This window comes from Streptomyces sp. NPDC034085, from assembly GCF_055575555.1.
Genome location: NZ_JBVISL010000009.1, coordinates 56,190 through 79,703, shown reverse-complemented (window position 1 = coordinate 79,703; position 23,514 = coordinate 56,190). Strand labels below are relative to the sequence as shown.

The following is a 23,514-nucleotide window of genomic DNA, read 5'->3' as shown; positions in this document are numbered from 1 at the left end:
CTCACCGGAACAGGCTGGTCCATGACGTCCACCCCCTCCGCCCGGTTCTCCCGCCGGCACCTGGTCTCCGCCGCGTTCGCACTCGGAGCCGCCACCGTCCTGCCCGCCACCACTGCCGCCGCCGCGGTCGGATCCGCCGGCGGCGGAGGGGTGTTCAGGGGCCGGGACGGCTCCACGGTGCCCGAGATCACCGATTGCGACGGCTGGGGGGCGCGGGAGGCGTCCGAGCCGGTCGTGCTCCTCGACGAGCGGCCCGAGCGGATCATCGTCCACCACACGGCCACGGCCAACGTCACCGACTACTCGCGGGAGCGGGCCCACCGGCTGGCCCGTGCCATCCAGACGTACCACATGGACATGCAGGGCTGGATCGACACCGGTCAGCACTTCACCGTCAGCCGCGGCGCGTTCGCCCTGGAGGGCCGCCACGGCAGTCTGGCCGCGCTGGACGCCGGGGACCGGCTGGTACGGGGCGCCCACTGCGTGGGCCAGAACAGCGTGGCCATCGGCATCGAGAACGAGGGCACCTACATGACGGAGGCGCCCCCCGCGGCGCAGTTCTCCGCCCTGGCCGACCTGTGCGCCCGCATCTGCCGCCAGTACGACGTGCCGGCCTCCGAGATCTACGGGCACCGGGACTTCAACAGCACCGCCTGCCCCGGCGACAGGCTGTACGCGATGCTGCCGAAGCTGCGTGAGGACGTGAGCCGCAGGCTCGGCGGCACCCAGCCCGTGCCGTTGCCGCGCCGGCCGCTGAACCCGCCTCCCGCCTGGCCCGCGGATCCGGCGGCCGTCGCCGACGCCCTCGCGGAATACCTGCCGCAGGGGTGGCTGACCGACCCGCTACGGGCCCGCTGATGCCGTGACCGGCAGCGAGCATCGCCCTCACGCCCCCGGCCGGGGCCGTGAGGGCGTACCGTGCTGCCGTGATCACAGGGGACGACATGATGGGCACCGCGCTGCTGCTCGCGGCCGCACCGACGGGCAGAGGGCGGCTCATCGACGCCACCAGGGTGCTGCCCACCCTCGCCGCCGTGCCACCCAGCGCCCTGACCCGGACGCCGTCCGGCACCATCGTCGAACTGGCCGACCCGACCGACCAGCAGACCGTCCTCACCCGCATACGCGCGGCCGCCGCCGCTCCCGGCCCCCTGACCCTCATCCTCGCCGGGCAACTCCACCTCGACACCAGGCAGCACCAGCTCCACCTCGCCCTGGCGCGGACGACCCCGGCGGCCCTGCGCTACACCGCGCTCCCCTGGACGTGGCTGGTGAGCGAGCTCAAACCGCGCCGCCCGGACACCACACGAGTGATCGTCGACCTGATCGCCGCCCCCGACGCCTGGCAGCGGATCCTCGCGCACGGCCTCACCCTCGGCCACGGCACGTCCCTCTACGGCCGCGTGACCCCGCCGCCCGCCCGTCACCGCGCCGCCGAACCGGCCTACCTCCAGGCCGTGGCGACCACCTGGCGCAGCGGCCTGAACCCGCCGCTGCCGGAGCTGCACGCGAAGGCCGCCGCCCAAGCCGGCCACGCCGGGGCGCTCCTGCTCGCCGTGGACGCCACCGCTGCCCCGGCCCTGCCCCGCACCGAGCCGGCTCCCCCGGAACCTCCTGAGGATCCGCTGCCGGCGATCCTTGCCGCCGCGCACGCGGGACGGCACGGCGAGGCCGCCGCGCTCGCCGCCCGGTGGGAGCACTGGGCGCTGGGGACCCACGGTCCGGGGTCGGCCGAGGCAGTCCACTGGCTGGAGGTGCGCGCCGACCTCGCCCACGTCGCCGGCGATCCGGCCGGCAGCTGCGAGCTGTGGATGGCGGCGGCCACGGCGCGCCTGGCCCGCCATCAGGCCCCGGACGACGCGGCGGTGGTGGGTGCGGTCGACCGCGCCCACCACCAGTGGCAGCAGCTCCCGGACCCCCGCCGGGCCCGCGAACTCGGCCCGGACCTGGTCTCCTTGCGGCGCCGCGTCCCCGGGGCGCGCCCGGGCGCCGTGGAAGCCGTACGGCGCCGGCTGGAGCTGCTGCACTCCGCAGCGCCGGCGCCGGTACGAAGCCGGTGATCCCGGCCCCCGTGCTCCGGAGCCGCCGGAAAGCGGGGGCCGGGACGAGCGGCGGCGGAGCCCCGGTGGAGCGGCCGCTCGTCACCGCCGTTCCTGGGTAGGGCCCTGGAATGAGCAACGTACGCCCCGAGAAGGGGTACAAGCGCGACAGCCGCTACATCACCACCCGGATCACCGCCGACGGACGCGACGGCTTCCCGGTGGAGCCCGGCCGCTACCGTCTCGTGGTGAGCCGCGCCTGCCCCTGGGCCCACCGCGCGATCATCGTCCGGCGGCTCCTCGGCCTGGAGAAGGCCCTGCCCATGGCCGTCGCCGGGCCGACGCACGACGTCCGCAGCTGGACCTTCGACCTCGACCCGCACGGCCGCGACCCGGTGCTGGGCATAGAGCGGCTCCAGGAGGCGTACTTCGCCCGCGACCCCGACTACGACCGGGGCATCACCGTGCCCGCGATCGTGGACGTGCCGACGGGCGCGGTGGTCACCAACGACTACGCGCAGATCACCGTCGACATGTCGCTGGAGTGGACGGCGTACCACCGCGACGGGGCACCGGACCTGTACCCGGCCGCGCTGCGGCCGGAAATCGACGCGGTCAACGAGGAGATCTACGCGGACGTGAACGACGGCGTCTACCGCGTCGGGTTCGCCAAGTCGCAGGAGGCGTACGCCGCGGCGTACGAGCGCCTCTTCGCCCGCCTGGACCGGTTCTCCGAGCGGCTGGAGCGGTCCCGTTACCTCGTCGGCGAGACGATCACCGAAGCGGACGTGCGGCTGTTCACCTCGCTCGTGCGCTTCGACGCCGTCTACCACGGCCACTTCAAGTGCAACCGGAGCAAGCTCTCCGAGATGCCGGTGCTGTGGGCGTACGCGCGGGACCTGTTCCAGACGCCCGGCTTCGGGGACACCGTCGACTTCGACCACATCAAGAAGCACTTCTACGTCGTCCACAGCCACATCAACCCGTCCGGGATCGTTCCCCTCGGCCCCGACCCGTCGGGCTGGCTCGCACCGCACGGCCGGGAGGCGCTGGGCGGGCGCCCGTTCGGGGACGGCACCCCGCCCGAGCCCCCCTCCCCCGCCGAGACCGTCCCGCTCCTCCTCTGAGACGGCCGCGGCCGGGCCGGCGCCCGGCCGGTTGTCGGTGGCGGGTGCGAGGATCGACACGGTGCCGGGCATCCGGCCGCACCGGAGGGGGACGGACATGGACAACACGTACGAGTGGCCGCGGGAAGCGACCGGCCTGGAGGCCGCGGCGCTGGAGCAGTGGCTGGCCGGGCACGGCTGGGAGATCGACCCGACCGTGTTCATGGCCGGTGCGCGCGGCCCGGCGGTCCAGATCCGGCGGATCGGCGCGGCCTGCCAGGACGCGGAGGGCGGACTGCTGGTCCTGCCCGGCGAGGCGGTGGAGTTCGACGGCGCACGGATGCGCACCGTGCTCCGCCCGATACCCGCGGCGGCCACCGCCCCGTAGCCCGCGGCAGCAGCACCGGGGCCGGCGTCGCCATCGACGCCGGCTCCACCGCCATGCCCTGCGGCCCGGTCAGCCCCGCCGTCGGCCCTGACAGCCGGTGCAGGTCAGAGCGTCGGCAGGGCCCGCCCAGGGACCGGAGGGACCGGGTTTTCGAAAGGCGTTCGCGTCAGGCGACGGTGCGCGTGGCGGCGCCCGCCACTCCGCGCTGGGAGCGTTCCGTCTTCATCCCCACGTGCCCCGGCTCGACCGTGCGGGGATCCACCGCCTCGCCGGGAGCACCGGCCCGGTACAGGCCGTCCGGCTCCGCGTCGCGGTCGTGCGGCAGCAGGTAGAAGACCCTGCGCTTCTGCAGCCCGCTGTCGGGGTCGGCCTCCGCGCTGTCGCAGAGCTCGGCGAAGCCGACCATGCGGCCGTCCCGGTAGTAGCGGGGCTTGCCGCGCCGGCGCGGGGTCTTGTCGAGGGCCTGGCGTACGTAGTCGAGCTGAGCGGGGTCTTCCAGCCACACCACCTTGTCCTCGTGGGTGAGATCGCTTGCTTGCAGTAGCGAGCTCATGGCCTTGGTCCCCTCTCGGTCTGACGTACCTGTTGCGCGGTCCGGACCGACCACGCTTCCGGGCGCCGGGCACGGGCTATGGCGGTGTGCGGCGCGGCGTCCTGCGGCTGGCTCATTCGTTGCGTGTCCATGGTAGGCGGCTGGATGCGGTGGCGGACAGTAGGCCCGGGCGGTTCACCCCCGGGCTGCCCCGTTCGCCGGGGCGTCGTCATCCCGGCTCGTCGGCGAGCAGAGCGAGTCCGGGGTAGAACTTCTGGCCGTTGGAGCGGAGCATCTCGCTCGGTGAGGAGATGCCGACCTCGGCACGGATGCGGGTGGCGAAGGCGCGCGTGGTGGCCGGTCGCAGGCCCTCGCCCTCCTGGCACCAGGTGCTGTAGGCGCGGTAGAGGGCGCCCTGCTCCACCTTGAAGTCGCGGGGCTCCTCCGAGCCGTCGCCGCTGGTGCAGCATTCGGCGAGGAAGCGCCCGATGTGGTCCTCGGTGGTGGCGTAGGCCTGGGTCGCGGTGCGCACGACGGTGGGTCCGGTGAGGGACGGCTTGGTCCTGAGGTAGGCCATGGCGCCCTGGATCATCCAGTGGAGGATGCCGGCGCCTTCGTGGTTGACGAGTTCCTCGGCCAGGTTGTCGATCTTGCGGTGGTCGGGGACGACCTTGTCGAACGGGATCAGCCGGATGCGGCGCCAGAAGGCGTGCCCGCCGGTGCCGACTTCGGGGCGGTGGTTGCCGAGCAGCCACAGCTTGTGGGTGGGCTCGAAGCTGAAGTAGTCCTGCCGCATGCGGCGGGCCTTGAGCCGGTCGCCGCCGGTGAGGAGCTTGACGCGGGCCTCGTCGAACTTGTCGTGCGGCTTGAGCTCGCTGCACACGAACAGGCGGCGGCCGTGGAGTTCGGTCAGCTCGGTGGAGTGCTCGTTGAACTTGCCGCGTTCCATCAGGAAGCCGGGCGGCGCCACGTCCGCGTAGTCGCCGAGGATCTTGATGACGATGTCCATGAGGGCGGACTTGCCGTTGGCGCCGATGCCGTAGAGGAAGGGCAGGACCTGGCCGCCGACGTCGCCGGTGATGGAGTAGCCGAGCAGGAGATGGACGAAGGTGATCATCTCCTTGCCCTTGTCGTCGTCGCCGAAGGTCTCCCTCAGGAAGCGGGCGAAGCGGGGCGTGGGGCTGGCCTCGGGCGCGAGGAAGGTCGCGCGCGAGTGCAGGTCCCTGAGCGGGTCCGGCTTGCGGAGCTCGCCGGTGCGCAGGTCGACGACGCCGGCGGGGGTGCACAGGGCGTACTTGTCACCGTCGAGGGTGTCGGGGTCCAGCGCCAGCTCCGGGGAGGCCTTGGCCTGCGCCAGCATGGCCTTGACCCCGGAGGTCGACATGGCGCGCTTGCGGTGCTGGGCGAGCTCGCGGTCGGTGAAGTGGCCCCGGGGGTCGTGCAGCGGCATCTCCTCGGCCATGTCGCCGGCCGCCCAGATCGCCGCCTTCTCGCCGCCCGTGCGCTTCCACCGGTACTCGTCCCACACGTACCACCCGAGGCCCTCGACGTGGCGGAAGCGGTGGTGGTGGAGGTGGGCGAAGAGCTTGGCGTTGCCCCGGTCGGTGAGGTTGACGAGCAGGCCGGACTGTACGAAGTCACCCGCGCGGGCTCCGGTCGCGGGCGGGGCGGCCTGCTGGGCCGGCACCTGGGGGGTCGCGGGGGTCTCGGCCGCGAAGACCGCGAGCTGCTCCGCGGCGGCGTGCGCGTCGAAGCCGGTGCTTCCTGCGCTGCTCATGAGCGTCCCTTGGGGTGGATAGGGCGGTGGCTGCCGGCGCGGAGCCCGGAGTCGATGACGAGTTGGTTGCGGCGCGGCTGGCCCGGGCGGGCCGCGTTCGCGGCGTCGGTGAGGAGGCCGGTGCATTCGGGCAGCGTGATGTGGCCCGCGGCCGCGAGGCCTCCGGCCGTGAAGGCCGCCCGGTTGAGCTTCTCGCTGAACGCGGTGCCGGAGGGCGCCTGGGCGCAGTCCCGGACTTCGTCGAGGAGGGGGCTCAGGATGCGGTGGGCATCGTCGCCTGCGGTCGTCGGCCCGGTGCGCGCACGCGGAGGCGCGGGAGCCCGCTCCGGCTCCGGAAGGGCGGGGTGGTGGCCGGTGCGGGCGAGTTCGGCGTTGAGCCACAGCGGTAGGGGCGCGGGGGTCCGGGGGCCGGGCAGGGCCTCGTACGTGCCGTGGGCCGTGCGGGTGCCGGGCGCGACGATGTAGCCGCCGGTGGCCCGGACGTCGACCTGCCAGGCGAGGGCGGCACGGCTGCCGCTGCCGCTGGAGGAGCGGATCGCCGGGCTGCCCAGAGGGGCGCGGTACCAGATGTGCATGCCTCCGCTGGGGGTGCGTACGCGCAGCGTGCCGCTGTCCCGGGCGGGATCGGGGCGTCGGCGCAGCGCGGCCAGGAGGGCGAGGGTGTCGTAGCCGGAGCTCAGCCCGGTCAGGTCGACGCGGTCGTCGATGGGGATGCCGGGCAGCAGCCGTCCGCGTCCGGGCAGGGGGGCCGGGTGGGTGTCGACGTCGATGACGACGAGACCGGCCGGCCCGCAGGAGACGCCGACGCCGAACTCCGGCTCCTGGCGCCACCAGTCCCTGATGACGTCGGCGTCCGTGGTGGCGGCGTGGAAGCCGTGGCACCAGCGTCCCTCGGCCGTGCAGGGGCAGTCCGAGGGAGCGTGGTGCTGTTCCCGGCACCGGGTGCAGTTCGCGGCGGGGGTCTTGGCCCCGGGGGCGAGGGGGTGGACGGGCATGCCCTTGGCGGCCAGCCAGAGCGCCACTTCGAGACCGTGCGCGGTGCCGACGGCTGCCGCCGGTGGCGGCGTTGCGCTGGGGGCTGGCACGTGGTTCTTCCTCGGCGGTGCGGCTGGGCTCGGTAGGGCTGTGTGTGCTGGTCGGGGCTTCGGCCCCTGCTCTGGACAGGGACTGAAGGGACCAAACTTTCACAATGCCGGAGCCTAGCGCAGCGACACGCCGAAGCGGTGCAGGCTGCTGTGACTGTTGTGATTCTTCAGTCCCTTGAGTCCCTCTGGGCGGCGGTGGCGACGCAGCCGGAATGTCTGATTCCACTCGGATCGCCGGATCCTGCGCGTCGTGGAGGCAGGGACCGAACGCAGCGGGGACCCTGGAGCCCCCTCCCTCCTGGCCCCCTCCCACCCCCGGAACAGGGACGGAACGGCCGTCAGTCCCTCTTCGGTCCCTGGTCCCTTCGGTCACTGACAAACCTGCAGGTCAGCCGGTTTCCCGCCGTTTTGAAGGGACTGAAGGGACTCAACTTTCCAGTTATAACGAGAATATGGCACTGGTACTCCTCGCGCCCGCGCATACACGCACGCACGTAAAGGCTGGAAGAGCGGATTCTGAGTCCCTTCAGTCCCTGTCCTCGATCGTGAACCCGCTCTGACCTGCGGAAACGCAAAGGGACTCAGGGACCGAGTGACTGAGGGACCGAACCGGGGGAGCACTCCGGGCCGCTACGGACCCTCTTCGGAGGGCCCGCGCAACGAGCCCCGCCTTCAGTCCCTACCGCCACGGGCAAGGGACCGAAGCCGTCGAAGCCGTCGGGGACACCGGTCCGGTGTGATGTCAGGTCCAGCCGTCCCCAGCCGGGCCGTGGCGGATATAGTGGCCGCACGAGTTACTCAGGCGCGAAAGGCCCTCCACATGGTGGAGGGCCTTTCGTCTTGTCCGGCGAGGCCGGGGGCAGGGCGCCGAGGGCGGGGGCTCTGCAGCCCGTTCAGGCCACCTGGAGCTTCGGGCGGCCCGTCGTCGGGCTGGGCGGGGCCTGGTGGTACGTCGGCAGCTTCAGGTTCGGCAGGTCGCCCTCCTGGATGCGGACGAGGGCCGCGCGGAACGCCGCCTCCATGCTCTCGGGGCTCTCGTACTTCGCCGCGAGCGGGTGGAGCCGGTAGGAGTTGCCGTTGCGTTCCTCGCTGCGGGGCCTGAGCACGATGTTCAGCTCGCACAGCGGCGCCATGAGCCCGCTGACGGCCTGGGGCGTCACCCCGTACTCGGCCGCCATGTCCTTCTGCCGGACCGCCAGCGCTCCCCCGAAGTCGCTCCGGGCGACCAGGTACTGGAGGAACTTGACGGCGGACCCGGACAGCGGCAGCGCCCAGATGCGCTCCGCGACGATCGGAGACATGACGTTAGCCATGGGACAGCCTTCCTCGTGAGCGGTGGCGGTGGGCCGTGATGGAGGACGGGCCTGGCAGCACTATCACCCGGTGCGTTTCCTTCCGCGGTAGTCGGCTGCCGACCCGAAGTCGAGGTCGAGTTCCTCCTGATGCGCACCTTGCGGGCCCACAGCGTAGGGGAACGCCTCGACGTCGTGCTCGTGCCGGTCGGCGATCTCGGCGAGTACGTCGTGCTGGGCCGTGCTGTTGCCGTGGAACCACAGCCGCACGTTGAGCTGGATCCGGCCCCTGCCGGCCTTCTCCACCCAGTTGTAGCCGCACAGAGCCTGGACGGCGCGGTTGACCGTGGAGCGCGTGATCATCTTGCCGCCCTTCTGGGCGGCGATCTTGTTCAGTCCGTCGGTGATCTCCTGCTGCGTGTACGGGGTGACGCCGGTCCCCGGCACCTGCCCGCCGGCCACGAAGAGGAACACGCAGAGCTGGGACTTGGTGATGCTGTTCGCGACGGCCAACTGGGCCAGCAGCTGCGTGAACCAGTTGCTGGCCAGGCTGTACCCGGAACCCCCGGCCATGTCGTGCACGGCTCGCGGGTCGGCGGCGTACTCGAAGTGGACTCCCGTGAGGCGACGGCGGCCTGCGGGGTCGGCCGTCTCGGCGACCTTCTCTCCGAGCTGCCGCCCGAGGACCGCGAGGATGTCCCCGTACTCGGCTTCGTTGCCCGCGGCGCTGGGAGCGGGTACCGGCCGGGGCCCGCGCCGTCGACGGGCGGGCGGATCAGATGTCACAGGACCTCCTCGTTACTCAGGCGGTCCGAGACTATCCAAAAATCAACGTGTGCTTGTCTTTTGACGCCTCGACGCGCCGGAGGCCGCCTCCTCCGCCCCTCCTGTTCGAACACTGCGCCGAAACTCAACGGGGCGTGGAGTTTTTCCGCACACAGGCCCCGGAACTCCACGGCGGCTTGATTCTTGTTGTCGGCATGGCGGCACATTCATGTAGGGGCCATCGACGGGGACGCGTCGAAGGAGTCGGCTATCACGACGCGCTGACCTGCGGTGTTCCGAGCCGTGCCGTCTCCGCTCAAAAGTCAACACCTGCTTGATTTTCCGGCGTTATGTGTCCGCCAGGTACACACAACGACGCCTCCAATGTGTCCTGGGGAGCACATTGACTTTCCCAAAACCGCAGGTCAGAGGCTTGTTTGCGCGGCGCCCTCTTACTAAAAGAGCGGCGGCCGACGGCGGAGCACATCACCCCGGGACCCCTCTTTTTCGGCTCCGGTCCCTGTCGCCCTGTCGGGGGTTCTCGCACTGCCGACTCGGCGCACCCTGGACTGCACCGACCACCACCTCAGCCGACACACCGTCACCACGGCGGCGCGCAGGCGGCAAACCGACCGGCAGCCCCCCACCTCTGCCCCGTCCGGCATGGCCCTCTTGCCCGCCCGGCCCTCATGCCCAGTGAGGGCGCCCAGCGCCCGAGGGGTGCCCCCGCGACCGTCAGGGAGCGGGGGCAGGGCGTGAGGGGGAGCGGGTCCAGGGCGCCCGAGCGCCTGGCGAGGGGGTCTGGGGGGCGAGTAGCCCCCCATGCCACGGCCGGTCCAGCGCGGCCCAGGCGCTGGCGGGGTCCAGGGGCTGGCCCCTGGGATTCACGGCCCGCAGCCGGCCACGGACAAGAACCCCTTGCCCCGACAGCTCGTCAGCGCGGGGTCAGGGGGTGTGGCGGAGTCTGGATGTCGTGACCGGGCGGGTGGTTGGCCGGTCACGAGGGAGAGGTGCCCGGAGCGGTTGATCGGGGACCGGCCACTGGTCGTTCGGGTTCCACGGAATCCACGCAGGTTCGAATCCTGCCCTCTCCGCCACCCACGGCCCCGGGGCGGCCCCTGTGATTTCCGGCGATCCGGACAAAAACCGACCGCCAGAACGGCCCCCCAGAGGGCCGATCTCCACTCCCCCGGTGTCCCGCGACCTTCTCGGCAACGGGAGGCTGTCAGCGAGCCGTACAGGGCTTTTCGGCAGAGGGTGCAGGCGTCCCACGGCACTTGAGTACGCCAGCTGGCGGCTGAGCACGACCGGTGGCCTGGCGCTGGGGCGCGAGGGCGACGTGAGAATCCAGTCGGCATGCAGTGCTGCCCTGCCTATGCTGCCGCCATGGGTTTGGATCTCATGCTGTTCATGGCGGACTGGAAACATCTGAGTGCCATACCCGTCGAGAAGCGGGTCGAGGCGCTGCACGATGCCGTTTGGCCACCGGAGCTTGACGACGAGGACTACCTCGGCAGGCCGCGCGGCGGCTGGACGTGGCTCCCGGACCGCGAGTCCGCATGGTGCGCCACGTACGACTTCTTCACCACGACGGGCGCCTATCGTCCGCACTCCCGCGCGGGGGATGCGTGGGCCGACATCCGGCCCCTCCTCGACACGTCCTTGCGTCAGGCGACGGACACCTTCCTCGGCGGTCTGATCTGGGACGCGGACCCGGCCGACGACCCCGCGCTGACCGGCGGCAGAGGATTCTTCCCGCCCGCCACCGACCGCTGGCACCCCTCACTCCTCTTGGTATGCCCTCCTGAGACCCTGCCTGACAAGGCTCGCGCCTGGACGCAGGTGGAAACCCGCCTCGAGGAGCTGCGCGGACCGTTCGCCGCCGAATGCGAGGGCTGGGCAGGACGCCCGGACACCTTCGAGGACTTCACAGCGCTCCTGCGTGAATGGGGCGACGTGACCACCGAGGCAGCGCGCCGCGGCTGGGGGCTGGTGGGCCTGCCTTAGGGCGTCGGCCGGCGTCGCAGGTGTGAGGTCGGGTCGCCGTCAGGGTGAGGGCGGATGCGTACACGAAGCGGCTGCCCTCCAGCGGCCGGCTCGCCCCGCAAGCGGTCGGCAGGATCTGGGCCCGGCCGCCCCCGCATCGCCGTGCCCGCGGGCCCGCAGAGGACCGGCCTCCGACGCCCAGCCACCCGGATCGCGACGGCATCCGGGCGAGGCGCATGCCGGATGTCACGGTTGGTCCGTGGTGAGGAACTCCCGGATGTCGGCCGACAGGGAAGCCATCTGTTCTCCGGCCTCCAGCCAGGTGGTCACAGAAGCGCCCCAGCCGCCGGCCGCTTGCGGCCACGGCCGCAAGGCCCAGGTCAGCCCGACGTAGCCGCCGGACCGGAAGACAGCCGACACCGCCAGGTCCCGGTCGTTGGTCTGCCAGCTTCGCTCACCGTCCCACCCTTGGTAGTCGGCAGCGAGCTCTTCGAGGAACACCCTGAGATCGCTGTCCCACAGCCAGGCGACCACCTCGTCGGCACGAGCTGTCAGGCCGGGGGCCCGTAGCTCGACGGCATAGTGCACGGAGTCCGCGTCGAAGCTGAACCGGTCGCAGAACGTCACACCCACGGAGGGGTTGTCCTGGCAGCGGATGGCCACGCCGGGCTTGTCCACGGTGTCGTGGTCGGGAGATGTCATGCACGGGACGCTAGGTCCATGCCTCCTTCCGCCGCCATCCCATTCCTCACCAGCGCCGTGCAGCAGGGCTTCGGCGACCTGGCCGACGGCACGGCCCACCCGGGGCGTCCACGTACAACCGGAACTCCGTCTTCGCCGACCAGTCCCAGGTGCGGCTCCAACGCGACAGGTCACACATACGGGCGACATCGTTCGGTGTGCCTCTTCGCCTTCCCGCAAGAAGGTTAGTAAGGTACCCGCATGACCGCCCCATACGATCCGGAAGTCAGGGAAAAGGTAGTTGCCAAACTGCCGGCGTCCCTGAGGCAGGAACTCAAGGTCCGTGCCGCCCAGTTGGGCGTGGACATCCAGGACGCCGTCACCGAGGGCATCCACGCCTGGCGCGCCGACGCTTCGGCCGCGACCCCCGTGGACACCTCCGGCGCCTCCTCCTTCTCCACCTACCTCCCCACCGGCCTGTACGGGGAGTTCAAGGACGACTGCCGCACGCGGGAGATCCCGTACAACCAGGGTGTCGCCCAGTCGATCCGCCTCTGGCTCGACACCCACCCCTCCCCCACGGGCCGCCGCCGGCCGTCCCACGAGGGTGCCCGCCGGATCGTGGTCTGCAACCAGAAGGGCGGCGTCGGCAAGAGCGCCATCAGCAACGGCCTCTCCCAGGCCCTCGCCGAGACCGGTGCCCGGGTCTGCGTCATCGACTTCGACCCCCAGGGCCACCTCACCCGCCACCTCGGCGCCGACATGCTCGGCATCAAGGAACCGAGCCTCGCCAAGCACATGCTGGGAGAGATCGAAGGCCGCATCCGCGACCTCCTCGTACCCATCGAGCACGGCGTCTTCGCCGGCCGTCTCTTCCTCCTGCCGTCCTGCAAGGACGCGTTCCTCCTCGACGCCCGCCTGGCCACCACCCGCCACGTGCGCACCAAGGAAACGGCACTGGAAAAGGCGCTGGAGGAGCTGGAGAAGGAGTTCGACTACATCGTCGTCGACTGCCCTCCCAGCCTCGGCTACACCATGGACACCGCTCTCTACTACGCCCGCACCCGCGAGGGCGAGGCCCCGAAGACCTCCGGCCTCATCGTCCCGGTCCAGGCCGAGGACACGTCCGCCGACGCCTACGACATGCTCAGCGAGCAGCTCGAGGACCTCATCGACGACCTCGACATCGACATCGCGCAGCTCGGCTTCGTCGTGAACCTCTACGACAGCCGCAAGGGCTACGTCGTCACCTCCTCCCTCAACAGCTGGAAGGAGTTCGGCGACCCGCCGGTCATCACCGTCATCGCCGACCTCAAGGAGCAGCGCGAAGCCGTCCGGGTCAAGCTGCCCCTGCTGCACTACGCGCCCGACTGCGAGCAGTCCGAGGCCATGCGCGAGATCGCCCGGAGGATCGCGGCATGAGCAAGAGCGACCTCCTCGGCACCGGCGCGGCCTTCAGCAACGCCCGCCGCACCGGCGGCCGCAGCGAGCGCGGGCGGGCCAAGGCCATCGCGCAGGGCGACGTGCCCGAGTACGAGCTCATCCGCGTCCCCCTCGACCAGGTCTCCCCCACCCCCCTCAACCCGCGCCGCAACTTCGGCACGGACGAGGACAAGACCCGCTTCGGTGAGGAGCTGCGCCAAGCCCAGCTCTCCGCCTGTGTCGTCGTCAGCCGGAGCGCGTACCTGGCGCTGTGGCCCGACCACGAGAGCCGGATCGGTGCGGCCTCGTACGTCCTCATCAACGGCGAGCGCCGCTTCCGCAGCGCCCTGCACGTGGGGCTGGAGTCCCTCGACTTCGTCGTACGCGACGACCTCGCGGCCTCCCGCACCGACTTCATCGACCACCTTCTGGCGGAGAACCTCGAGCGCGAGGACTTCGACGTCATCGAGCGGGCGCGCGGGGTGCAGCAGCTCGTCGAGATCTGCGCGGAGCAGGGCCGGGAGCACGGGGCGAAGTCGCGCGCGGCGGAGCGGCTGGGCAAATCGCCGTCCTGGGTCACCAACCAGCTGGTGCTGCTGGAACTGCCGGACGAGATCCAGAGCATGCTGAGCGCCGGGGAGCTGCCCGAGCGGGACGGCCGGCTGCTGGCGCGGGCGGCGAAGGACCGGCCGGGCGCGGATGCGGCTTCCCTGCTGGACCTCCTCAAGGAGAACAAGGCGCAGGAGGCCCAGGTCAAGGCGGTGCAGCGGGAGATCCTGCGCGAGGCGCAGGAGCAGCCCCCGGTGCCGGTGCCGGTACCGGTTCCGGCGGAGGCGCCCCGCACGGCCGTCGCCGTCGGCGGCGCGGAGCACGCCGATCCGCAGCCCCGACTTTTGTCCGCGGACAAAAGTCGGGCCCCGGAGTCCCCGCCGACGGCCGCCGCGGAACCCCCCGCTCCGGCCGCCGCCGAACCGGCCGAAGTGAGCCCCGCTCCCCCGCCGCAGGAGGCACCGAGGATGCCGGAGCCCGAGCCGGAGAGGGCGATCCCGGAGCAGGCGAAGAGCACGGAGACGAGCCCGCTCGCATGGAGCGACCCCCAAGCCGTCTTCGAGGCGATCCGTCAGAACATGCCGCCGAAGCAGCGCGCGGAGCTCACCATGCTCCTGATCGACAGCAACGGCAGAACGGGCAACCGCTGACCACTGCTCCCCCACGGCGACGGCCCCGACTTTTGTCCGCGGACAAAAGTCGGGGCCGTCGCCATAGGTACCCCCGCGCCGGGCCGACCGCCGAAGCTTTCGGCCGGGCCGTGTCGTACGGGTCAGGCGTGCGGCCTGCCTCCACCGCCCGGAAAGCAGCGGTCGCCCAGCGTGCGACCGCGTCGGCGTGGTCGATGAGGCGCAGGCGCACCGCGACCTCGGACGGTGCTGATGCCGGGGCAGCCGCCCGTCTTCAGGGCCGCGTTCGTCGCGAGCCCGCTCGTTGCGGACCGAGGCGTGGACGCGCCGCCGCCAGGCGTCGATGTCACCGACCGTCTCCCGCAGCTCGGCGGGCCACGCCCGCGGCGTCTCACCCCGCGCCGCCGGCTCCCGCGGAGTGTTTCCGCCCGGCACCGTCCGGGCCGCTGCCTCCAGAGGCCTCCGATCCACCGGAGCGGGGCCCCGACTTTTGTCCGCGGACAAAAGTCGGGCCGTCGCGAGCCCGCGTTAATCGTTGGCCTGCGGCCCGGGGCCCCTTGTACGTTGGCAGGGCGACCGCGCCTCCGATGCGCTCGGCTGCGGCTACTTCCTCTGACAACCAAGTGACGCCGCCGCCTCTCTTGATCTCGGCAGGCGCGGGCGTTCGGCCCGGAGGGATCTCCCGACCGGGGCCGCCCCATCCATTGAATCCGGGGGGATTCGCTGCCTCGTCACACCCCACGCGTCTCCAAGGTCTGGTCCGAGATGCTCGTGGCCCCGCACGTCTCGGCGGCCGCCCGCTCCCTCTCCCCTCCCCCGCTCCGCCACGGCACCGCCCCGCCCGGCTTCCGCACCTTCGAAGGCGGCCCGGCCTTCGTCCGGGAGCCCCGCGAGGAGCTCTACCTCCTCGCCGTCGGCAACTTCGTCTCCCAGCGGACCTTCTACGAGAGCGGTGAGGAGCGGGACGGCCGCTACGCCCGGCTCGTCGGCGAACTCGCCGTCCAGGACCCCGTGTGGACGGCCGGGCTCCTGCAGTGGCTCCGCGGCGAGGGCAACATGCGTACGGCGTCCCTCGTGGGCGCCGCCGCGTACGTACGGGCGCGACGGAAGGCCGGGGTGTCCGCAGGCCCCTCCAACCGCTCCGTGATCGACTCGGTGCTCCAGCGCGCTGACGAACCGGGCGAGCTGCTCGCCCACTGGATCTCGGCGTACGGGCGCAACGTGCCGCAGCCCGTGAAGCGCGGCATCGCCGACGGCGTACGCCGGCTGTACACGTCCCGGTCCCTGCTCAAGTACGACACCGCGTCCCGGGGCTTCCGTTTCGGCGACGTGCTCAACCTGGTACACGCCTCCCCCGACCCGGAGAAGCCCTGGCAGGGCGCGCTCTTCCGGCACGCCTTGGACCGCCGCCACCACCCGGAGCAGGCGGTACCGCCGGCGTCCGACCCGCTCCTGACCGCGCACCGGGCGCTGATGGAGACGGCTGCGGACGACCGGCGGGCGGTGGTGACGGGGCCGGGCGGCTCCGAGCGGCTGGCCGCGGCCGGCATGACCTGGGAAGCCGTGGCGGGCTGGCTCCACGGCCCGATGGACGCCGCCGTCTGGGAAGCCGTGATTCCCGCGATGGGACCGATGGCGCTCCTGCGGAACCTGCGGAACTTCGACGAGGCGGGAGTCTCGGACGAGGCTGCGGCCCGGGTCGCGGCACGCCTTTCGGACGCCGCCGAGGTCCGCCGGTCCCGGCAGTTCCCCTTCCGCTACCTCGCGGCCCACCAGCACGCGCCGTCACCGCGCTGGGCGACGCCGCTGGAACGGGCCCTCGGCCACTCCCTGGCCAACGTACCGGCCCTGTCCGGCCGCACCCTGATCCTGGTGGACCGGTCCGACTCCATGTTCTGGGACACCGTCTCCGAACGGTCCCGGCTGACCCGGGCGGACGCGGCGGCCGTCTTCGGCACGGCGCTGGCCATGCGCGCCGAACAGGCGGACCTGGTGGAGTTCGGCTGGAGCAGCCGACGGGTGCGGTTCGAGCCGGGGGAGTCGGTGCTGGAGGTGCTGAAGCGGTTCCAGTGTCTTGGAGGCACGCGCACCACGGAGGCAGTGCGGGCGCACTACCGGCAGCACGACCGGGTGCTGATCGTCACCGACGAGCAGGCCGCCCCGTTCGGCCCCCGCCAGCCGGCCGAACCGGTCCCGGCCGGCATCCCGGTCTACACCTGGAACCTCGCGGGCTACCGACCCGCCCACGGGCCCGCGGGCCCCCACCGCCACACCTTCGGCGGCCTCACGGACGCCGCGTTCCGGATGGTCGGCCTCATCGAGGCCGGCCGCGAGGCCGCCTGGCCGTGGACCGCCGAGCCCGCCTGACCCGGCAGGACGGCCGGGGCCTCAGGGTGATGCGAAGGCCGTGGCGGTGCTCGCGGACCGGCTTGAGGTCATTCCATGTCCAGGTAGTAGAGCCCGGCCTTGGCGTCGGCGAAGAGGGTGAACTCGACCTGCGGCACGCCGGACGCCTCGCCGTCGCCGGGGTCGACTTCGACGGGCTCGGCGCCCACGAGGACGAACTCGTCGTACTCGTCGAAGTCCCCCGGAGCGCCGGCTACGCCGATGCTGATGGGGGTGTCGTCAGGGACATCGGCGAGGGCGGAGCGCAGCTGCCGTGCGGTCCACACCGCAGGAGTGTGATCGAACCTGTCTTCCATGAGCCGAGCGTAGTGACGGCTCCTCATCCGCCGGAACATGCCACGCCGGATACCGCGCGGTGACGGACTTTTGTCCGCGGACAAAAGTCGGGCCCGCGGGCGGACCTTTGTCCGCGGACAAAAGTCGGGGGCCGTGTGCCGTCGGGGGCGGACCTTTGTCCGCGGACAAAAGTCGAGGCGCCGTAGGCCGCGAGCGGCCCTTGTCCGCGAGCAAGAGTCGGGGACCGTGGGCGGACCTTTGTCCGCGGACAAAGGTCGAGGCGCCGTAGGCCGCGAGCGGCCCTTGTCCGCGAGCAAGAGTCGGGGACCGTGGGCGGACCTTTGTCCGCGGACAAAGGTCGAGGGCCGTGGGCGTCGGGCCGGAAACCTTGTCCGCGGACAAAGGTTGCTGCCGCGGGCGGACCCCGTGTTCACGGACAGGAGCCGGCGTCCGTAGGCCGACTTTTGTCCGCGGACAAAAGTCGGGCGCCGTGCCGTGCCCCCGCCGCATGGCCGGATCTGACAGAACCTGGTCATTGCGGCCACCACGACGGGCCGAGAGGATCGGCACATGCTCCCACCGCACAGGGTCGTCATCGCCGCCTTCCCCGGCGTCGAACTGCTCGACATCACGGGCCCCGCCGAGGTGTTCTCGGTCGCCACGCGCGTCGCCGGCACCGGCACCGGCACCGGCAGGCCCGGCTACGCCGTCCAGATCGCGACCGCCGACGGCGGCCCGGTCACCACCTCCAGCGGAGTCCGGCTGACCGCCGACCTGACGCTGGACGAGGTGGACGGCAAGGTGGACACCTTGCTCGTGTCGGGTGCCATCCACGTGGACGGCCACGGTGTCGAGCCGGTGCTCGACAAGCGGATCATCGACTGGCTCCGAGAAGCCGTGCCGGGGATCCCCCGGACCGGCTCCATCTGCGCGGGCGCGCACCTGCTCGCCGCGGCGGGTCTGCTGGACGGCCTGACCGCCACGACCCACTGGCTCACGGCCGCGCGGCTGGCCGCCGACCACCCCCGCGTCACCGTCGATCCCGACCCGATCTTCATCCGGGCCGGCCGGCTGTGGACCTGTGCGGGTATCACGTCGGGGATGGACATGGCGCTGGCGATGGTCACCGAGGACCACGGCAGCGAGCTCGCCCTGGCCACCGCCCGCGTCATGGTCATGTACGTGAAGCGCGCGGGCGGCCAGAGCCAGTTCAGCGTCCCGCTGGCGGTGCCGGCCGAAAGCGGCGACCGGATCGACGAGCTGCGCGTGTGGATGGGGGAGCACCTCACCGAAGACCTGTCCGCGGACGCGCTCGCCGCACGGCTGCACCTGAGCGTGCGCCACTTCTCCCGGCTGTTCCGCCGGCGCACCGGCACCACCCCCGCCGCGTACGTCGAGTCCGCCCGGCTGGAGTCCGCCCGCCAGCTGCTCCAGGACAGCGAACTCGGCCTGCCGGACATCGCCGCCCTCAGCGGACTCGGCTCCGTCGAGAGCCTGCACCGTTCCTTCCGGCGCCGCCTGGGGACCACCCCCGCCGCCTACCGGCGCCGCTTCCGCTAGGCCGTACCTCTTCGGACCCCACCTGGCGGGACGGCCCGGCCGACCCCGCCTTCCCGTACCGCCCGCGCACAGCCGCCCGGCGGAACCCGGTCATGCCCGCACGGCACACCACGACGCACACCAGGGAGAAAGCAGTGTCCCCCACCAAAGTCATCCCGATCCCGGTCATGGGCCGGCACAACATCAACGCGTACCTGCTGCTGGGCCGCCGCCCCGTCATCGTCGACGCGGGTACCCCCGGCAGCGGCCGACGGATCTACGAGCAGGTCGCGGCGCACGGTGTGGACCCGGCGGACATATCGCTGATCGTCATCACCCACGGCCACATCGACCACTTCGGATCGGCGGCCGAACTGCACCGCCTGACGGGGGCACCGCTGGCGGGACACAGCGCCGACCTCGAGCCCTTCCGCAGCGGCCGGGCCCGCGAACCGTACCTGCCCACCGGCCCGATGGGCCGGCTCATGGCCAGGAACAGGAACCTGCACATGAAGGTCGAGGCCTTCGAGCCCGACGTACTCGTACGGGGCGAGACGGACCTGGAGGACTTCGGGATCGCGGCGCGGATCATGCCCACTCCCGGACACACGCCCGGCTCGATCTCCGTCCTCACCGACCAAGGAGACCTCGTCGCCGGCGATCTGGTCGCCAACTCCTTCTTCGGCCTCCTCCCGGGAAGACCGGCCAACCCTCCGTTCCACGACGACCCGCTGGGCAACCTGGCCAGCCTGCGCACGATGCTGGCCCTCAACCCCTCCCGCCTCCACGTCGGCCACGGCACCCCGCTGGAGCCCGAACGGGTCCGGCGGTGGGCGGCCCGGGAGCACAAGCGGCTGGCCCGACGGGAAGCAGCCGGACGCCTCTCCACCCGCTCGGAACGCAGCACGGTCTGACCGGGCACGGGGCCGGTCGGCGCCCCGACCTTTGTCCGCGGACAAAAGTCGGGACGCCGACCGCGGACGCCTCACGCGCCTGAGGAGGCCCACCACGGACGCCGACGTGGACGCCGACGTGCAGCAGGAGCAGGCACGGCGGATCGGCGGAGCCGAGGGACGGGTCGGGTCGGGATCGCGCCAAATCCGGCGAACCCGCCGTACGGCGTCGCGCGATCGGTAGCGTCCGATGCGGAAGATCCGTGCCGGGTACGGCACATGACACCGACGGAGGACAGCCATGGCGAACGTGGAAGTGTCGCTCAAGGAAGCGATGACCTCGATCGAAGGGGCCCTGGGCGTAGCTCTGGTGGACTACTCAAGCGGGATGGCCCTGGGCACGCTCGGCGGGGGCAAGGACCTGGACCTGATGGTGGCGGCCGCCGGGAACACCGACGTCATCCGGGCCAAGCTGCGCACGATGGAGATGCTCGGGATCCAGGACGAGATCGAGGACGTCCTGATCACGCTCGGCAGCCAGTACCACCTGATCCGGATCCGGCGCAGCCGCTCCGGCGGCGGTCTCTTCCTCTACCTGGTCCTGGACCGCGGCAGGTCGAACCTGGCGATGGCCCGCCACCAGCTCAGCCGGATCGAAGGCGATCTGGAGGTCTAGTCGCGGTGTCCGCCGGGCCCGCGCATGCCCATGAGTTGAAGGGTTCTTCAACTCGGAACATGTAAATCTGGTCAACTTCGGTTCCGCGTGGGCCGGCGGGACGCGACGATGGGCGAGGTGGTGATCCCCACCCGGCCCGGAGTCCGTCCGAGGAGGAGCAGGAGCGTCGTGGGAATGCAGGTCCCGCTGTACCAGGTCAAGGCGGAGTTCTTCCGGATGCTCGGTCACCCGGTCCGCATCCGCGTGCTGGAGCTCCTCCAGGACGGCCCGATGCCCGTACGGGACCTGCTGGCTCAGATCGACGTCGAGGCGTCCAACCTCTCGCAACAGCTCGGTGTCCTGCGTCGCTCGGGCATCGTCGTCTCCACCCGGGAGGGCTCGACCGTCACCTACGCCCTCGCCGGTGGTGACGTCGCCGACCTGCTGCGCGCCGCGCGCAGGATCCTCACGGAGATGCTGGCCGGCCGCAACGCCCTGATCGCCGAGCTGAACGAGTCCGACCCCGCCCCGGCCGGCCCGTAGGCCCTCCCTCCTACGTCCCGTCCGCCCAGGCTCCCGGTCCGGCCGGCTCCGCCGCGCTGAAACGATCGTCCTCGGCTCCGGCTGCTCTACCGTTGATGGGATGCGCAACCTCGCAGCGGGCCTCGCGGCCTGCGCCACCGTGCTGCTCGTCGCCCCGGTGCCGGCACGCGCCGCCACCGCGGCGCCGTGCCTCGCGAAGTCCGGCCACGACGCGACCGAGACCCGGGGGGACAGCTCGGTCGACGAGGGCGAGATCCGGTGGACCGCCGGGACGAAGTACAAGGCGGAGTACCAGCACGCGAACCGGGCCTGGTCGTACTCCGGCGCCAAGATCAAGATCGCGCCGGACTCCGCGACCACCGTCAACGACCTGCACTACGAGGACTTCTCCGACGGCCGGAACCCCGCGGCCGGACAGTGGGCCCGCCACCCCGGCCCCGCGGCGACGGACGTGATCCGCTTCAACAAGGCCCGCATGGACACCTACGACGCCGCCACCCGCCGGATGGTCGCCGCCCACGAGCTCGGACACGCGCTCGGGCTCTGCCACAAGTCGGACAGCGGCAAGAGCGCCGTGCAGTCCGTGATGTGGCCCGAAGCCGCCCCGTACCCCGACGTGCCGACCGCCGTCGACAAGGCCAACTACAAGAAGCTGTGGGGCTGATGTGATCGTCAAAGCATGGGTCGGCGGATGCCTCGCGGCCGGCGCCCTCGCCGCCGCGGCGGCCTGGTCCACCCTCGGCGCCCACGAAACCCGGCCCGTGCACTCCGTGTGCGGCCCGGACCTGAGCCGCGACGACGTCGTCGCGGCGAAGTCCAAGGGCGTGGCCGTGGTCGAGGCCGTCGAGAACACCCGCTACCGGGAGGACGGCGGAAGCGCCTACCTGACCACCCGCGTGAAGACCCTGGAGGCCTTCAAAGGACGGTTCGGCGACGTCCTGCACATCACCCAGGGCGTGAAGAACGGCGGCACCCCGGGCCGCTACGCCACGGAGGACCCCGACCGGTACGCCGTCCTCGAACCCGGTCGCCGGTACGTCGTCGCGGTCCAGTCGGGCTCGACGACGGGCTCCGCGGGCACCGAGGCGTGGGCCTGGTACGCCCAGCCGGCGCAGCGGGGCATCGCCGGAGAACGGGACCACTGGCAGCAGGCCCTGGCCGGCGACGCCGAGGACGCGGAGACCACGGGCTGCGAGGACGTCCACGCGGGGTGAGCCGCCGACACGTCTCGGCCCGGTACCGACGTCCATCCTCGTCCCGAATCGCCCCTGAGCGGCGAGAACCTACCCCGAGACGCTGCCCAGCCATCCGGTAGCGCCCACGACCTCGCGCGCTATGTCGACCACAGCACGCCCGTCGGTCGCCACCCGCACCGTGTCCAGGGGCGCCTGCTCATCCAGGAACCGCACCCTGCCAGGGGGTGCGGCCGTGGGTTGGCATGCACACCTCTGAGAGGATGATCGCTCGAACGTAGAGGTGCGGGTCGTGGCGGGTGTCGCCCCGGCCCGGGGAAAGGCGAGTTGGGAATGCGTACGTGGACGCGCGCTGCTTCGGCGTCGATGGGGGCTGTGACCGTGGCCGCCCTTCTGACCGGGTGCAATGGTCTGGGGCCGGCGAAGGGCAGCACCTCGCCGTCGCAGCGCGCCGGAGCGGCAGCCAAGAAGGCGTACCGCCTGGGCGAGGCCGGCCCGGTGCAGGAGAGCCAGAAGACGACGTCGAAGGACGCCAAGTACACCGTGACACCGCTGGAGGTGCACACCGGCACCGAGGCGGACATGGAGAACTCCGGCCTGGAGAAGGACGAGAAGGACGGCCCGCAGATCCCCGTCTTCGTCTGGTCGACGCTCACCCACAAGAGCGGCACGCCCATGGAGCTCGGCGACATGGACGGCGGCCTGATGATCAGGACGGAGGCGGGTCTGAGGACCCGTGCCCTGATCGTCATGATGGGCACCGCGAAGTGGCCCAACTGCCCGCCGACGCAGAGCACCAAGACCCTCGGCCCGGGCCAGTCGGAGAAGATCTGCACCGCGTTCCTCATCCCGGCCGGGCAGAAGCCGGCCGCGGTCGAGGTCTTCCAGGGCTTCAACGCCGAACCGGCGCAGTGGCCGCTCGGCGCCTGATCCCGGCAGGGGCTGCTCACCATGCCTGACCTGTTCACCGCCGGCGGCTTCCGGGTGACCGAAGACGCCGCCGCCACCGCCACCGGCTGCGCTTCCTTCGGCCACGCTCCGTCCCCACGGGCACGGGCGTGACCAGTTTCCTGACCCACCGAGCGCGTGTGCACGATGGCCGCCTCCCTCTGCTCCGCCGGCACAACGCGCTGCGGATCTGCATCACCCACTTCGCGCCGTACGGCTTCCGGGCGACGTACCACCACCTCACGCTCAGCGCCGCGATCCCCCGGCGGCTGGAGGCGGACCCGGACGCGCTGGTGCGGGCGGTGGAGGAACTCCACGAAGCGCGGGTGCTGTGGCTCGCGAGGGCGGAGGAGTACACCGCGCAACGCCGAGCGGAGAAGCGGGCTGGGCGGCGGGCCGCACCGGACCCGCGGCCGTGGTGGGTGTGGCGCGGGTGGGACGGCCAGGACCCGGACCGCTTCTGGTACTACGACCCGATTCGCCATCCGTCGCTGCGGCTGTCCGAGTACGTCCGCCGGCAGAACGCGCTTCTGGACGGTGTCGAGCTGCCCGGCTGCCCGGCTTGCGGGGATGAGGGACCGCGGGTGCTGAGCTCGACCGGGCACGGCTGGATCGAGCTGTGCGGTGGGTGCGCGTGGGTGCTGGCGCCCTGTCCGTGCGGGCGGCGGCACCGGGTCGTGCCGCAGATCCCGTTCAGCTGGAACGAAATCCGGCAGCGGGCGCACATGAACGACGACGGCACGCCGAACCTACTGTGGCCTGACGGATATGAGTGGCACGGGCACGTCCGTGATCGCTAGCCTCGCCGGT

General features: G+C 71.7%; 23 protein-coding genes and 1 pseudogene. 17 read left to right on the top strand and 7 right to left on the bottom strand.

Annotated features, from left to right (window positions below; all coding sequences use genetic code 11):
• Positions 1-21 precede the first annotated feature (21 nt).
• From ACZ501_RS26875 to ACZ501_RS26860, 4 genes are all read left to right on the top strand, one after another.
• On the top strand, positions 22-858 hold the full coding sequence (locus tag ACZ501_RS26875; RefSeq protein WP_361596251.1) for a peptidoglycan recognition protein family protein: 837 nt from the start codon (positions 22-24) through the stop codon (positions 856-858).
• Positions 859-926: 68 nt separating this feature from the next.
• Positions 927-2,060: a hypothetical protein gene (locus tag ACZ501_RS26870; RefSeq protein WP_468798833.1), complete on the top strand. Its 1,134-nt coding sequence runs from the start codon at positions 927-929 to the stop codon at positions 2,058-2,060.
• A gap of 110 nt (positions 2,061-2,170) precedes the next feature.
• Positions 2,171-3,166, top strand: a complete 996-nt coding sequence (locus tag ACZ501_RS26865) for a glutathione S-transferase family protein (RefSeq protein WP_362461328.1) — start codon at positions 2,171-2,173, stop codon at positions 3,164-3,166.
• Between the two features lie 97 nt (positions 3,167-3,263).
• A complete protein-coding gene (locus tag ACZ501_RS26860) occupies positions 3,264-3,533 on the top strand; it encodes a hypothetical protein (RefSeq protein ID WP_361608558.1) in 270 nt (89 codons plus the stop codon).
• 166 nt (positions 3,534-3,699) lie between these two features.
• Here ACZ501_RS26860 and ACZ501_RS26855 read toward each other — a convergent pair whose 3' ends face one another.
• The 5 genes from ACZ501_RS26855 to ACZ501_RS26835 all read right to left on the bottom strand — a co-directional run bounded on the left by ACZ501_RS26855 (position 3,700) and on the right by ACZ501_RS26835 (position 9,005).
• Entirely contained in the window at positions 3,700-4,086 is a 387-nt protein-coding gene (locus ACZ501_RS26855) for a DUF6009 family protein (protein ID WP_361608560.1), read from the bottom strand.
• 208 nt (positions 4,087-4,294) lie between these two features.
• Positions 4,295-5,842: a DNA primase family protein gene (locus tag ACZ501_RS26850; RefSeq protein WP_468798831.1), complete on the bottom strand. Its 1,548-nt coding sequence runs from the start codon at positions 5,840-5,842 to the stop codon at positions 4,295-4,297.
• The gene (locus ACZ501_RS26845; protein ID WP_361608574.1) at positions 5,839-6,864 is read right to left on the bottom strand and encodes a bifunctional DNA primase/polymerase; all 1,026 of its coding nucleotides are present in this window, start codon (positions 6,862-6,864) and stop codon (positions 5,839-5,841) included. The genes ACZ501_RS26850 and ACZ501_RS26845 overlap by 4 nt, the downstream gene beginning before the upstream one ends.
• A 956-nt stretch (positions 6,865-7,820) precedes the next feature.
• Positions 7,821-8,240: a hypothetical protein gene (locus tag ACZ501_RS26840; protein WP_361608564.1), complete on the bottom strand. Its 420-nt coding sequence runs from the start codon at positions 8,238-8,240 to the stop codon at positions 7,821-7,823.
• Between the two features lie 63 nt (positions 8,241-8,303).
• Positions 8,304-9,005, bottom strand: a complete 702-nt coding sequence (locus tag ACZ501_RS26835) for a hypothetical protein (protein ID WP_361608566.1) — start codon at positions 9,003-9,005, stop codon at positions 8,304-8,306.
• Positions 9,006-9,988: 983 nt separating this feature from the next.
• Between ACZ501_RS26835 and ACZ501_RS26830 the strand changes: the two are divergent.
• Both ACZ501_RS26830 and ACZ501_RS26825 read left to right on the top strand, forming a co-directional pair.
• Positions 9,989-10,081 (top strand): annotated as a pseudogene (locus ACZ501_RS26830).
• A gap of 289 nt (positions 10,082-10,370) precedes the next feature.
• On the top strand, positions 10,371-10,991 hold the full coding sequence (locus tag ACZ501_RS26825; protein ID WP_468798829.1) for a hypothetical protein: 621 nt from the start codon (positions 10,371-10,373) through the stop codon (positions 10,989-10,991).
• Between the two features lie 225 nt (positions 10,992-11,216).
• Here the strand turns inward: ACZ501_RS26825 and ACZ501_RS26820 are convergent, their stop codons facing one another.
• Positions 11,217-11,672: a DUF6228 family protein gene (locus ACZ501_RS26820; RefSeq protein ID WP_468798827.1), complete on the bottom strand. Its 456-nt coding sequence runs from the start codon at positions 11,670-11,672 to the stop codon at positions 11,217-11,219.
• Positions 11,673-11,912: 240 nt separating this feature from the next.
• On the opposite strand from ACZ501_RS26820, the gene ACZ501_RS26815 reads away from it, so the two are divergent.
• From ACZ501_RS26815 to ACZ501_RS26805, 3 genes are all read left to right on the top strand, one after another.
• Complete coding sequence (locus ACZ501_RS26815) at positions 11,913-13,073, top strand: ParA family protein (protein ID WP_361608571.1); 1,161 nt, start codon at positions 11,913-11,915, stop codon at positions 13,071-13,073.
• Positions 13,070-14,272, top strand: coding sequence for a ParB/RepB/Spo0J family partition protein (locus ACZ501_RS26810; protein ID WP_468798825.1), 1,203 nt, complete (start codon positions 13,070-13,072; stop codon positions 14,270-14,272). Before ACZ501_RS26815 ends, ACZ501_RS26810 begins: the two co-directional genes overlap by 4 nt.
• Positions 14,273-15,016: 744 nt before the next feature.
• Positions 15,017-16,618, top strand: a complete 1,602-nt coding sequence (locus tag ACZ501_RS26805; protein ID WP_468798823.1) for a TROVE domain-containing protein — start codon at positions 15,017-15,019, stop codon at positions 16,616-16,618.
• A gap of 68 nt (positions 16,619-16,686) precedes the next feature.
• Here ACZ501_RS26805 and ACZ501_RS26800 read toward each other — a convergent pair whose 3' ends face one another.
• Positions 16,687-16,953, bottom strand: a complete 267-nt coding sequence (locus ACZ501_RS26800; protein ID WP_361610938.1) for a DUF6225 family protein — start codon at positions 16,951-16,953, stop codon at positions 16,687-16,689.
• Between the two features lie 550 nt (positions 16,954-17,503).
• Between ACZ501_RS26800 and ACZ501_RS26795 the strand changes: the two genes are divergently transcribed.
• From ACZ501_RS26795 to ACZ501_RS26760, 8 genes are all read left to right on the top strand, one after another.
• A complete protein-coding gene (locus ACZ501_RS26795) occupies positions 17,504-18,493 on the top strand; it encodes a GlxA family transcriptional regulator (RefSeq protein WP_468798821.1) in 990 nt (329 codons plus the stop codon).
• Between the two features lie 134 nt (positions 18,494-18,627).
• Positions 18,628-19,386: an MBL fold metallo-hydrolase gene (locus tag ACZ501_RS26790; protein ID WP_468798819.1), complete on the top strand. Its 759-nt coding sequence runs from the start codon at positions 18,628-18,630 to the stop codon at positions 19,384-19,386.
• A 280-nt stretch (positions 19,387-19,666) separates the two neighbouring features.
• Positions 19,667-20,041, top strand: coding sequence for a hypothetical protein (locus ACZ501_RS26785; RefSeq protein ID WP_361596748.1), 375 nt, complete (start codon positions 19,667-19,669; stop codon positions 20,039-20,041).
• A 174-nt stretch (positions 20,042-20,215) separates the two neighbouring features.
• Positions 20,216-20,563 carry an ArsR/SmtB family transcription factor gene (locus tag ACZ501_RS26780; RefSeq protein WP_362461396.1) on the top strand — a complete coding sequence of 116 codons (348 nt, stop codon included), beginning with the start codon at positions 20,216-20,218 and terminating at the stop codon, positions 20,561-20,563.
• Positions 20,564-20,663: 100 nt separating this feature from the next.
• Positions 20,664-21,227: a matrixin family metalloprotease gene (locus ACZ501_RS26775; protein ID WP_468798817.1), complete on the top strand. Its 564-nt coding sequence runs from the start codon at positions 20,664-20,666 to the stop codon at positions 21,225-21,227.
• A gap of 1 nt (position 21,228) precedes the next feature.
• A complete protein-coding gene (locus tag ACZ501_RS26770; protein ID WP_361596742.1) occupies positions 21,229-21,777 on the top strand; it encodes a hypothetical protein in 549 nt (182 codons plus the stop codon).
• A 360-nt stretch (positions 21,778-22,137) separates the two neighbouring features.
• A complete protein-coding gene (locus ACZ501_RS26765; protein ID WP_361596739.1) occupies positions 22,138-22,686 on the top strand; it encodes a hypothetical protein in 549 nt (182 codons plus the stop codon).
• 158 nt (positions 22,687-22,844) lie between these two features.
• The gene (locus tag ACZ501_RS26760) at positions 22,845-23,504 is read left to right on the top strand and encodes a hypothetical protein (RefSeq protein WP_361596736.1); all 660 of its coding nucleotides are present in this window, start codon (positions 22,845-22,847) and stop codon (positions 23,502-23,504) included.
• Positions 23,505-23,514: the final 10 nt, after the last annotated feature.

Bases quoted from the DNA above. Each gene is read 5' to 3' on its own strand.
- ACZ501_RS26875 (WP_361596251.1), top strand. From the start codon at position 22: ATGACGTCCACCCCCTCCGCCCGGTTCTCCCGCCGGCACCTGGTCTCC.
- ACZ501_RS26865 (WP_362461328.1), top strand. From the start codon at position 2,171: ATGAGCAACGTACGCCCCGAGAAGGGGTACAAGCGCGACAGCCGCTAC.
- ACZ501_RS26860 (WP_361608558.1), top strand. From the start codon at position 3,264: ATGGACAACACGTACGAGTGGCCGCGGGAAGCGACCGGCCTGGAGGCC.
- ACZ501_RS26855 (WP_361608560.1), bottom strand. From the start codon at position 4,086: ATGAGCTCGCTACTGCAAGCAAGCGATCTCACCCACGAGGACAAGGTG.
- ACZ501_RS26850 (WP_468798831.1), bottom strand. From the start codon at position 5,842: ATGAGCAGCGCAGGAAGCACCGGCTTCGACGCGCACGCCGCCGCGGAG.
- ACZ501_RS26840 (WP_361608564.1), bottom strand. From the start codon at position 8,240: ATGGCTAACGTCATGTCTCCGATCGTCGCGGAGCGCATCTGGGCGCTG.
- ACZ501_RS26825 (WP_468798829.1), top strand. From the start codon at position 10,371: ATGGGTTTGGATCTCATGCTGTTCATGGCGGACTGGAAACATCTGAGT.
- ACZ501_RS26820 (WP_468798827.1), bottom strand. From the start codon at position 11,672: ATGACATCTCCCGACCACGACACCGTGGACAAGCCCGGCGTGGCCATC.
- ACZ501_RS26815 (WP_361608571.1), top strand. From the start codon at position 11,913: ATGACCGCCCCATACGATCCGGAAGTCAGGGAAAAGGTAGTTGCCAAA.
- ACZ501_RS26810 (WP_468798825.1), top strand. From the start codon at position 13,070: ATGAGCAAGAGCGACCTCCTCGGCACCGGCGCGGCCTTCAGCAACGCC.
- ACZ501_RS26805 (WP_468798823.1), top strand. From the start codon at position 15,017: ATGCTCGTGGCCCCGCACGTCTCGGCGGCCGCCCGCTCCCTCTCCCCT.
- ACZ501_RS26800 (WP_361610938.1), bottom strand. From the start codon at position 16,953: ATGGAAGACAGGTTCGATCACACTCCTGCGGTGTGGACCGCACGGCAG.
- ACZ501_RS26795 (WP_468798821.1), top strand. From the start codon at position 17,504: ATGCTCCCACCGCACAGGGTCGTCATCGCCGCCTTCCCCGGCGTCGAA.
- ACZ501_RS26785 (WP_361596748.1), top strand. From the start codon at position 19,667: ATGGCGAACGTGGAAGTGTCGCTCAAGGAAGCGATGACCTCGATCGAA.
- ACZ501_RS26780 (WP_362461396.1), top strand. From the start codon at position 20,216: ATGCAGGTCCCGCTGTACCAGGTCAAGGCGGAGTTCTTCCGGATGCTC.
- ACZ501_RS26775 (WP_468798817.1), top strand. From the start codon at position 20,664: ATGCGCAACCTCGCAGCGGGCCTCGCGGCCTGCGCCACCGTGCTGCTC.